At 65.6% G+C, this 10,450-nt stretch carries 7 protein-coding genes and 1 pseudogene; 6 read left to right on the top strand and 2 right to left on the bottom strand.

Annotated features, from left to right (window positions below):
- Nucleotides 1-76 precede the first annotated feature (76 nt).
- The 3 genes from sucB (at nucleotide 77) to AC3WJU_RS12590 (ending at nucleotide 2,975) form a co-directional block, all read left to right on the top strand.
- A complete protein-coding gene (gene sucB, locus AC3WJU_RS12600; protein WP_492260019.1) occupies nucleotides 77-1,858 on the top strand; it encodes a 2-oxoglutarate dehydrogenase, E2 component, dihydrolipoamide succinyltransferase in 1,782 nt (593 codons plus the stop codon).
- Between the two features lie 121 nt (nucleotides 1,859-1,979).
- Entirely contained in the window at nucleotides 1,980-2,333 is a 354-nt protein-coding gene (locus AC3WJU_RS12595) for a hypothetical protein (protein WP_284990744.1), read from the top strand.
- A 213-nt stretch (nucleotides 2,334-2,546) separates the two neighbouring features.
- Entirely contained in the window at nucleotides 2,547-2,975 is a 429-nt protein-coding gene (locus tag AC3WJU_RS12590) for an OsmC family protein (protein ID WP_284990745.1), read from the top strand.
- Between the two features lie 85 nt (nucleotides 2,976-3,060).
- Here AC3WJU_RS12590 and AC3WJU_RS12585 read toward each other — a convergent pair whose 3' ends face one another.
- Nucleotides 3,061-6,597, bottom strand: coding sequence for a S41 family peptidase (locus AC3WJU_RS12585; RefSeq protein WP_492260018.1), 3,537 nt, complete (start codon nucleotides 6,595-6,597; stop codon nucleotides 3,061-3,063).
- Nucleotides 6,598-6,681: 84 nt separating this feature from the next.
- On the opposite strand from AC3WJU_RS12585, the gene AC3WJU_RS12580 reads away from it, so the two are divergent.
- Nucleotides 6,682-7,581 carry a TIGR01777 family oxidoreductase gene (locus AC3WJU_RS12580; protein ID WP_492260017.1) on the top strand — a complete coding sequence of 300 codons (900 nt, stop codon included), beginning with the start codon at nucleotides 6,682-6,684 and terminating at the stop codon, nucleotides 7,579-7,581.
- A 4-nt stretch (nucleotides 7,582-7,585) separates the two neighbouring features.
- Here the strand turns inward: AC3WJU_RS12580 and AC3WJU_RS12575 are convergent, their stop codons facing one another.
- Entirely contained in the window at nucleotides 7,586-9,277 is a 1,692-nt protein-coding gene (locus tag AC3WJU_RS12575) for a serine/threonine-protein kinase (RefSeq protein WP_492260016.1), read from the bottom strand.
- A gap of 143 nt (nucleotides 9,278-9,420) precedes the next feature.
- On the opposite strand from AC3WJU_RS12575, the gene lipB reads away from it, so the two are divergent.
- Together lipB and AC3WJU_RS12565 are read left to right on the top strand one after the other, a co-directional pair.
- Complete coding sequence (lipB, locus tag AC3WJU_RS12570) at nucleotides 9,421-10,089, top strand: lipoyl(octanoyl) transferase LipB (protein WP_492260015.1); 669 nt, start codon at nucleotides 9,421-9,423, stop codon at nucleotides 10,087-10,089.
- Nucleotides 10,086-10,450 (top strand): annotated as a pseudogene (locus AC3WJU_RS12565) (lipoyl synthase); the annotation flags it as partial. The gene lipB and the pseudogene AC3WJU_RS12565, both read left to right, overlap by 4 nt.

Genomic DNA, 10,450 nt, shown 5'->3' with positions numbered 1-10,450 from the left:
CCCCCCCCCCCCCCCCCCCCACCCCAGCAGGCAACACTCATCCGCACTAAAGATCAATAAGGAGAACGGGGACGACATGTCTGAATCCGTTAACTTGCCCGCCCTTGGTGAAAGCGTCACCGAAGGCACCGTCACTCGCTGGCTCAAGCAGGTTGGTGACCGAGTGGAAGTCGACGAGCCCCTGCTCGAAGTTTCCACCGACAAAGTAGACACTGAAATCCCGTCTCCTATTGCCGGCATTATCGAAGAAATCCTCGTGGCTGAAGACGAGACCGCCGAAGTCGGCGCTCCCCTGGTCCGGATCGGCAGCGGCAGCAACGGCGCTGCAGCGCCCGCCGCCGCACCTGCGGAAGAAGCACCGGCAGCCCCCGCACCTGAAGCAGCACCCGCACCTGAAGCAGCACCGGCACCTGAAGCAGCACCGGCTCCCGTCGCCGAAGAAGCCGCAGCCCCGGCGGCAGCTTCCGGCGAGGCATCGGGTCACGATGTGACTCTCCCCGCCCTGGGTGAAAGCGTCACCGAAGGCACCGTCACCCGCTGGCTCAAGGCCGTGGGCGACAGCGTCGAGGTGGACGAACCGCTCCTCGAGGTCTCCACCGACAAGGTCGACACCGAGATCCCCTCCCCCGTGGCCGGTACTTTGCTTGAGATCCGCGTCAACGAGGACGAGACCGCTGAAGTCGGCTCTGTCCTTGCCGTCATCGGCTCGGGCGCCCCCGCCGCAGCGGCACCCGCACCTGCGGCAGCACCCGCAGCCCCGGCACCTGTGGCTGCAGCCCCCGCCGCACCGGCACCCGTCGTTGAAGCCGCACCCGCGCCGGCAGCAGCACCGGCACCCGCAGCACCGGCTGCCCCGGTAGCCGCACCCGCGCCGGCAGCAGCTCCGGCACCCGCAGCGTCTTCGAGCGAGTCCGGTTACGTCACCCCGCTCGTCCGCAAGCTTGCCAACCAGAACGGTGTCGACATCACCACCGTGACGGGCACCGGCGTCGGCGGCCGTATCCGGAAGCAGGACGTGCTCGCCGCAGCCGACGCAATGAAAACGGCTGCGCAGGCAGCATCGATTTCTGCGCCGGCGGCCGCAGCTCCCGCGACACCCGGCAAGCCTGCTGCCGCCCCCGTGGCTGCTTCCTCGCTCCGCGGTACCGTGGAGAAGGCTCCCCGCATCCGCCAGGTCATCGCCCGCCGCATGCGCGAGTCCCTCGAAACCTCAACGCAGCTGACCCAGGTGCACGAGGTCGACATGACCAAGATCGCCAAGCTCCGCCTCAAGGCCAAGGGCTCCTTCGAGGCCCAGAACGGCGTCAAGCTGACCTTCCTGCCATTCATCGCCAAGGCCGTGGCCGAAGCCTTGAAGCAGCACCCCAAGCTGAACGCTGCGTATGACGAAGACAAGCAGGAAATCACCTACCACAACGCGGAACACCTCGCGATTGCGGTGGACACCGACAAGGGCTTGCTGGTTCCGGTCATTTCCGACGCCGGCAACCTGAACCTTGCCGGCCTGGCCAGCAAGATCGCCGACGTCGCCGGCCGCACCCGCCAGGGGAAGATCGGTCCGGACGAGCTGTCCGGCGGTACGTTCAGCATCACCAACATCGGTTCTGTCGGCGCACTGTTCGACACGCCGATCATCAACCAACCGCAGGTGGGCATCCTGGGCACCGGCGCGATCGTCAAGCGTCCTGTCGTGGTTGCGGACGAAAACGGTGACGACTCGATCGCCATCCGCTCCATGATGTACCTGTCCCTCACGTACGACCACCGCCTGGTTGACGGTGCCGACGCCGGCCGCTTCCTGCAGACCCTCAGGGCCCGCCTTGAGGAAGGTGCCTTCGAAGCCGACCTCGGCCTCTAATAAGTGTCATCACGTGACGGGAAGGTCCCGGCGGGAAACCGCCGGGACCTTCCCGTCTTTGCATGCATTTTCTTCCGTGGCTTTGCTACGGCTCGTAGAAGAATCTGGCTAAGCTGGAGCCATGACTATCCTCTTCAACGTCCTGCTGTTCTTGCATATCGTCGGCGCAGCCATGATTGTGGGCTACTGGATCGCCACCATGAAGCAGCCGACCGTCCACCCGCGCCAGCGCGACGGCGCCTTCGTGCAGCTGATCACCGGCATTGCCATGATGGGAATCCTCCCCATGCTGCCCAACACCCACCCCGACTACTTCAAGCTGGGCATCAAGTTCGCGATCGGCCTCGCCGTAGCCGTGCTCGCCGTCATCGGCTCACGCAAGGTCAAGAAGGGCGAACCGGTCTCAACAGGACTGGCCCACGGCGTCGGCGGCCTGGGATTGCTCAACATCGCCATCGCAACGATCTGGCAGTAGGAGCGGAAAAGCGCTGACCGGAGCAAACCGCGCGGCCGCCTGGACCATTCGTCCGGGCGGCCGTCGCCGCTTAATCCGTGGCCGCCCGAACCACGGCAGTCACAATCCTCTGAGAGCGGACAAGCGGTGCGCGGCCGCCGTCGAATCCCTAGGATTGAACCCGGCGGCATCCGGTATCCGGATGCCAATTCGCAACGACGCTGAGGAGTGGACATGGCAACAACACGCACCGCACACACCGTATGGAACGGCAACCTGATCGAAGGCGCCGGCAACACCACGCTGGACAGCTCCGGACTCGGAACCTTCAACGTCACCTGGAAGGCCCGCGCGGAGTCCGCAGAGGGCAAGACCAGCCCCGAAGAGCTGATTGCCGCCGCGCACTCGGCATGCTTCTCGATGGCCTTCAGCAACGGCGTCGCAGGCGCAGGCTTCGCGCCGGAGGAGGTCAACACCAAGGCCGACGTCACCTTCCAGCCAGGCGAAGGCATCACGGGCATCCACCTGACCGTGAGCGCACGCATCCCGGGTGTTTCCGAAGAGGAATTCCAGCGCCTCGCCGAAGACGCCAAGCTCAACTGCCCGGTTTCCCAGGCACTCCGGGCAACCCCGATCACGCTGGATGCCACGCTCGCTTCCTAGCGGCAACCCGTCCGAAACCTGTCCAAAAAGCGAGTCCCCGCCTTTCCTTCCGGAAGGGCGGGGACTTCGTCGTGCGGGCCTCCAGCTAGCTCTTTTGCGGCCTTGCGGGCAACGCGGCCGGGCGGAGCTTGCGGTAGCCTTCACGCACCGGTGGCCGGTCCGTGGGTAGTTCCTGCACCATTTCCTTGAGCGCGCCGATCCCGTACTCCAGCTGGGGATCGGTACCGGCCGCGTAGGCGTGCGGCGGGAACACTACTTCGATGTCAGGCTCAACCCCGAAGTTCTCCACGCTCCAACCGATGCCGCCGGAGAACCACGTGGCATAGCGCGGCTGGGTCACGCCGGTGCCGTCAGCCAGGGCGAAACGGTTGTCGATGCCGACCACGCCGCCCCAGGTCCGGGTGCCGATGACCGGGCCGATGCCGCGGAGTTTGGACACCTGCGTGATGATGTCGCCGTCGGAGCCGGCGAATTCGTCGGCGAGGATAATGACGGGGCCGCGCGGGGCGTGGTGCGGGTACGTACGCGGCTTTTCGCCGCGCGGCATGCTCCAGCCGGTGACCTTGCGGCCGATCAGTTCAGCCACGAGCTGCGACGTGTGGCCACCGCGGTTCCGCCGGACATCGACAATCAACCCGTCCAGCGCGGTCTCGGTGTCAAGGTCCCGGTGAAGCTGCGCCCAGCCGTTGGCCATCATGTCCGGTACATGCAGATAGCCGAACTTTCCATTCGAGGCCTCGCGCACGGTGCGCCTGTTGGCGTGAACCCACTCCTGGTACCGCAAGCGTTCCTCATCCTTCACGGGAACCACGGCGATCCGCCGCTGCCGGCCTGCCGCCCCGGCGTGCCCGCCGCCGTTCAGGATCGTGAGTTCCGCGGTCCGGCCCGCAGCGCCCACCAGTTGCTTGGCCGGAGTACGGTCTGCGGAGAGCCCGACGCCGTCGATCGCCAGGATCACGTCGCCCACCTTCGCGTCGGCTCCCGGCCGGGTCAGCGGCGAGTTGGCCAGGGGGTCGGAAGTGTCTCCCGCGAGGATGCGCGTGATCTCCCAACCGGCTTCCGTGAACTTGAGGTCGGCACCGAGCCTGCCCTGTCCGTTGCTCCCTGGTTCGCCCACCGCAGCCGGACGAACGTATGCGTGGGACGTGCCAAGCTCACCGTGCAGTTCCCACAGAAGGTCCACCAGGTCGTCGTGCGAGCCGAGGCGTTCGACGACGGGACGGTACCGTCGGTAGACCGAATCCCAGTCCTGGCCCGCCATGTCTTCGGTCCAGAAGAAGTCCCGCTGCAGCCGCCATGCTTCGTCGAATGCCTGTCCCCATACGGACAACGGATCCAAGACCATCCGGATCCGGTTCAGCTCAACCTTGACAAGCTCTCCCGATTCTTCCTCGGCCTTGGCGTCGGATGGTACGGCGACAACCTGCTTGTCATTGACGAAGACCAGTTTCTTGCCGTCTCCTGAGAGTCGGTAGCGCTCCACGGCGGGGACGAGTGTGACCTGATTCTGCTTCGAAAGCTCGTAGCGGACCAGCGCTGGAGCAGGTGCCTTGTCCTGCACCGTGCCACGGCCATCTCCAGTGACGCCTGAGAGGGGGGTATCGAGCCACAGCAGCGCGCCGCTGGAGGCCGAAAGCGCCGAGTAGTTGCCCTGCGGCACCGGGACGCCGATGACGCGCAACGGCAGGCCCTCACGGTCCACGCGGACCGTGACGGCGGTTCCGGCACCATCCCCGGTACCGTCCTTCTCGGCGTTCCTTGCGCCGTTCTCCCCTTCGGGTACGGCGTCCGCTTCCTCCTCGTCCAGCATGTCCACTACCGGGCCGAAAGGCGAAGGAGTGGCTGCAGCGAGTGCCACAAGGTACGGCTTGATGGGGCTGGGGAACGACAGGTCGAAGGCATGGCCGTCGTACACGGGATCGAAGCTGCGGTTCGAGAGGAACGCCAGAAATTTTCCGTCGGGAGTGAAGGCCGGCGATTCGTCGCAGAAGCGGCCGTCCGTGACCTCCACGATGTCTCCAGGGTTGGCGGTGTTGACCATGCGCAACTTGCTCCGTGAGCCGAAGGATGTCACAGGCTCTGACCATGCGAGCCATTGCGAGTCCGGCGACCACGCGAGGCCGTCAATGCTGCCGTCCCCTACGCTGACAAGCCGCGACAAGGTGCCATTGGCAGTGTCGGCCAGGTAAACGTCCCCGAACGCGGTACCCACGGCAAGCCACTTGCCATCGGGACTGGCTTCGAGGGCGCTTGGACGGGCTGCCCTGGGGAAATCGATCCTCAGGAAGTCGAGCCGTGGCTCTTCGGCTCCGCCACGTGTGGCGCTCATCGGTGCAGTCACGCTATCCGCGGACGCCGCAGCTGGCTCCGCGTGCGGTTCCTGCAGCCGAACCCCGGACGTCTCGGGCTGTCCCGTGATCGCCGATGCCGAGACGGGGCGGGGCAGTTGTCCGGCGCCGTCCTCTTCACCTTCGCGTCGGGCGGGTGCGGCGTCCTGGACTGGTGCTTCGACCGCCGGTTGCGACAAGCGCGGGGCAATCCTCTTGATGTAGATGGCGTCGACGCCGTCATGGTCCGCTACGTAGGCGATACGACCGTCAATAAGGGGCCGGGGAAGCCGTGCCCGCACGCCGGGAGTCGCTTCGACAACGCGGGACGGTCCGTCTTTGTGGCGCAGCCAGTGGATGGTTCCGTGGGATTCCACAGCGCTTGCCGAACCGGCCGCGTTGGGGAAGACGTCGCCCAAGTGGGCGGCGACTTTGAGGGGTGCCGGCCGCCGCGACTGGGATGCCGAGCCCAGGCTGACGTCAAGCCGTACTGCCTCGGCGTCGGACTCAAGACTCGGCAGGATCCACAACTCGCCAGCCGATTCGAAGATGACCCGCTTGCCGTCGCTCGCGGCGTGCCGGACGTAGAAGTCCTCGTGATCGGTGTGCCGGCGCAGGTCCGAACCGTCCGGCCGCACCGAGTAAAGATTTCCGTAGCCCTCGTGATCCGAGAGGAAGGCGATCCGTCCGCCTACCCACAGCGGGTCCGCGAGGTTCCCGTCGAGCCCGGAAAGCAAGCGGGCGAACTCGCCGTTCCCGTCGGCGTCGATCCACAATTTACCGGCGGTACCGCCACGGTACCGCTTCCACCAGGCAGGCTCGCGCGAGAGCACACTGGCAAGGACAACGGGTCGCTCGTCCCCCACTTCCGGGCCGAACGCCACCGATTCGACGGGGCCGAAAGGAAGCTCGACGGCGGGGCCGCCGTCGAACGGCAAGGCGTAAGCATGCGTGTGCCGCCCCTCGGCCTGTTCAAAAGCCGTCGTGACCACAACGTCGCCTGAGGAGGTGAATCCCTTGACACGGGTGGTGCTGTGACCGAAGTAGCTCAACTGCCGGTACCCGCCGCCGTCGACGTTCGCTGTCACCACCTCGGGAGCAGCCCCGACGATCGTCGTCCACACAAGCCGCTTGCCGTCCGGGGTGAAGCGGGGATTGCGCGCAGGGAGCTGCTGGGCCGAAATCCGCCACGCGCGGCCTCCGGCCACGGGCGCAATCCAAACGTCGTCTTCGGCCACGAAGGTGATCAAATCACCGTGCAAATGCGGGAAACGGAAGTAGCTGGAGGAGGTCATTGTTCGATCATAGTCAAAGGAGTCGCGAGGGCTTTTGAGGCCTGCCGTAATGCCGGAGTGATGCTTGCCATGATGAGATAGGGCATGCGAATCGTGATATCGGGTGCCTCGGGATTCATCGGAACTGCGCTCTCCGCGCATCTCCTCGGCAGCGGGCACGACGTCGTCCGGCTGGTTCGCCGCCCGCCTGAAGGAACCGGCGAAGCGTCTTGGGATCCGGCCGCGGGCCAACTGGATGAGGCGGTACTCGATGGCGCAGACGCTGTGGTCAACCTCTCCGGTGCAGGCATCGGGGAGCGGCGCTGGACCAAAGCACGCGTGCGCGAAATTATCGACTCACGATTGCGGACCACAAAAACTCTCACGGCAGCCATGGGACGGCTGGGAACTCCGCCCGGAACATTCCTGAGCCAGTCCGCCTCGGGTTACTACGGCTCGTCCCATGCCGGCCTGCTCCGGGAAGACGCGGGGCCAGGCAAAGGCATGCTGGCCACCCTGTGCGTCGATTGGGAGGCCGCCGCCCACACGGCACCCGCAGGCGTGCGGGTGGTGACGCCGCGCACCGGCGTGGTCCTCAGCCCTGATGGCGGAGCGCTGGGTCCGCTCCTTCCGTTGCTGAAGATGGGCGTGGGCGGACCGTTGGGAAACGGCCGGCAATATTGGCCCTGGATTTCCCTTGTGGATGAAGTTTCAGCCTTCGAATACCTGCTCAACTCGGCGCTCGAAGGTCCCGTCAACGTGTGCGCCCCGGAAAGCGCTGACGTCAACGCCATCGTTGCGCAATTGGCGGCGGCCCTGCACCGGCCGGCGTTCCTACGCGTACCTGCCCCCGCGCTGCGCTTGGCCCTCGGCAGCCATCTGGCGGAGGAACTTGTCCTCGCCAACCAGCGCATGGAACCGGCACGGCTGGTGGACTCAGGCTTTGCCTGGCAGCACCCCGCGCTGGCGGATGCCGCCCAATGGGTGGCAAGCGGCGGCAAATGATCATTTAAGACTGCTTGGCCAGGATCTCGGTGATCCTCCACGCGTCCTCGCCACGCAGGAGAACCACCCTGAGTTCCTGTGGTTCGCCCCGGGGCCGCGCTCCGACGATCTCCCCTGCTGCGTCCCGTTCTTCATAGGCGGACGTTTCCACCGTGACAGCAACTGCTGCCCGGTCCGGGCTGGAAGGTCTCTCCACACTCACGCTCGAGAGGGTGGTGGAAAAGCCCGCGAGAACCAAGCCGGCGCCGAGCAATTCGTCCTTGAGCTTTCCATCGGAGGCGGCAGCCGCCGAGCCCTGCACATTAACGTGTTCCAGGAGCTCGAACTTTCCGGAACTCAGCGCCTTGTCCCGGAGTGCCGACAGTCCCCGTATGGCTTCCTCCGGGTTTGCGGATCGGATCCGGCCCCATACCACCGCGGGAACTTCTGCCTCCACCGGGACTTTATCGGGACCGGCCCCCTGCTGGGTATTGCGCGGCATGCCGGGCTCGCTCGCGCCTCGTTCTTCCTGGGAAGCACTCGACGCCGGGCCAGGGGCCGTCTGCCCGGCTCCCGGTCCTCGATCGCCAGCCCACCATACCGCACCAGCCAACCACACAGCGGCTACTGATCCGGCGCCCGCAATCATCCCCAGAGCGAGCACGACGGGCGCCGCCCGCCGTCGTGCCGAAACCGGCGCAACCGCACGCCGGTGTCTGCGTCCCGACCCTGGAGGGCGGAAGCGGCCGAAAAGCGCCGCGATGCGGGCGCGCTTTGGGCGAGGAGCAGAAGCCCGACGCCGGGTCATCAGTTCCGGAACAACCGTCGCGTGCACCGAAACGGAAAGGTCCACAGCTTCCGGCGGTGCGCTTCGGTAGACCGCGACACCCAATTCGGCCGCGGACGGCCGCTGCTGCGCGTCTGGATGAAGCCCGGCCTCGATCGCAACGGCCAAGGCAGTAGGCACCGCAGGCACCAACAGTGTCAAGGGCGGCCGGCGTGCCGCAGTGTCCGGGGCGGAACCCGTGAGGCAATACCAGCCAAGCGCGGCGAGGGCGTAGGTATCGCGCTGCGGCTCCAGTTCCGCTGTCCCCCGGACAGCCGGAGCAGGATCCGCGAATCCTGGGGTGCCCGAGTCCGGAACCCCCGAGGCGTCCCCCACCATGCGGGAAATGCCCATGTCCGAGAGGAGCGGTTTCCCTTGCGCGGTGAAGAGGACATTTCCGGGCGAAACATCGGAGTGCGTCACCCCTTGGCAATGCAGATAGGCCAAGGCCTGTGCCAGGGGCGTCAGGATGGTCACTGTCTCGCCCACGCCAAGACTCCCCCTGCTGGACACCAACTGCCCAAGCGAGCCGCCAGGGGCGTAGTCCATGACCACGCCCAAGCCGCCGTCGACGGACTCTGCCAACTCAACAACGCCATGGACTTTGACGAGGTGCTCGTGGTCCAGCCTGGATAGAAGCCGCACCTCACGCAGCAGGGATGACTTGGCGTCGCGTGGATCCGCCGTCTCCGGTTTCCGGCTGAGGCATTTCACGGCGAAGCTTTTCCCCGACCGCTGTTCCGTTGCGAGCCACACCGTGGCTCTTCCGCCGCGGCCCAGTTCACGCACCCCAACAAAGCCCGGGATCACAGGTTCGGAAGGTTCGATCCCTTGGGAGGGCATGTCCCGCTCACGGTCCTGGGCACTCCCGCAGGTCGAAAAAGTCTCCATGCCTCAACAAATACCGGAAATCGCGGATTCCCGCAGAAGTTATCCACAGGCCAAGGACCGGAGCCCCGCAAGCAAGCCGAGTACGACTGAGAGCTTGGCCACAAAATCATGGCCTGCGCCCCGCGGGGTCTAAGCTTGTCCCCATGACTCTTGAGTTTTCACAGCTGGGTCTTGCCCCGGATTTCGTTGACTACATGCAGGGCTGGGATATCCAGCGCGAACTCCACAACAAGGTTGTTGCCGGCGAGGAACCCAGCACCGTCTTGCTCCTTGAACATGCCGCGGTGTACACGGCAGGCAAGCTCACGGAGGACCACGAGCGCCCGTTTGACGGCACGCCGGTTGTTCCCGTGGACCGTGGCGGCAAATTGACCTGGCACGGACCCGGCCAGCTCATTGCCTACCCCATCCTCAAACTGAAGAACCGCGCCGGGATCCGTGACTACGTCGAGCGTCTCGAAGCCGTCATGATCGCGATCATGGAGGACTACGGAATCAAGGCCACGCGGGTCAAAGGCCGGGCGGGAGTCTGGGTTCTCGCGGACCATAAGGGTCCGGACCGCAAGATCGCCGCGATCGGTATCCGCGTCCTCGACGGCGTGACCATGCACGGCGTGGCCATCAACTGCAGCAATGACCTCGCTCCCTACGCACAGATCATCGCGTGCGGCATCACCGACGCGAGCGTCACCACCATGTCCATCGAGACCGGCAAGACCATCAACCCGGCCGACATTGCCGAGCGCTTCATCGAAGAGTTCCGCAAGCACGAAGAAGCACTCGTATCCAGCCCCGAAGGAGCACTCCAGTGACCCTGGCACCTGAAGGCCGTAAGCTGCTGCGCGTTGAACAGCGCAACAAAGCCGTCCCGGTCGAACGCAAGCCCGAGTGGATCAAGGCCAAGGTCCAGATGGGCCCGGAATTCGTGGGCCTGAAGAACCTCGTGAAAAAAGAAGGCCTGCACACCGTCTGCGAGGAAGCCGGCTGCCCGAACATCTTCGAGTGCTGGGAAGACAAGGAAGCGACCTTCCTGATCGGCGGCTCCGAATGCACCCGCCGCTGCGACTTCTGCCAGATCGACACCGGCAAACCCTCTCCCGTGGACATGTTCGAACCCACCAAGGTCGCCCGCTCCGTCCAGGCCATGAACCTGCGCTACGCCACCGTGACCGG

The sequence above is a fragment of the Arthrobacter sp. FW306-1B-F12A genome (genome assembly GCF_058781865.1).
Note: the sequence above shows the minus strand (reverse complement) of the source record. Positions and strands in the feature narration are given on the sequence as shown.

Bases quoted from the DNA above. Each gene is read 5' to 3' on its own strand.
- lipB (WP_492260015.1), top strand. From the start codon at position 9,421: ATGACTCTTGAGTTTTCACAGCTGGGTCTTGCCCCGGATTTCGTTGAC.
- AC3WJU_RS12595 (WP_284990744.1), top strand. From the start codon at position 1,980: ATGACTATCCTCTTCAACGTCCTGCTGTTCTTGCATATCGTCGGCGCA.
- AC3WJU_RS12590 (WP_284990745.1), top strand. From the start codon at position 2,547: ATGGCAACAACACGCACCGCACACACCGTATGGAACGGCAACCTGATC.
- AC3WJU_RS12575 (WP_492260016.1), bottom strand. From the start codon at position 9,277: ATGGAGACTTTTTCGACCTGCGGGAGTGCCCAGGACCGTGAGCGGGAC.
- sucB (WP_492260019.1), top strand. From the start codon at position 77: ATGTCTGAATCCGTTAACTTGCCCGCCCTTGGTGAAAGCGTCACCGAA.
- AC3WJU_RS12580 (WP_492260017.1), top strand. From the start codon at position 6,682: ATGCGAATCGTGATATCGGGTGCCTCGGGATTCATCGGAACTGCGCTC.
- AC3WJU_RS12585 (WP_492260018.1), bottom strand. From the start codon at position 6,597: ATGACCTCCTCCAGCTACTTCCGTTTCCCGCATTTGCACGGTGATTTG.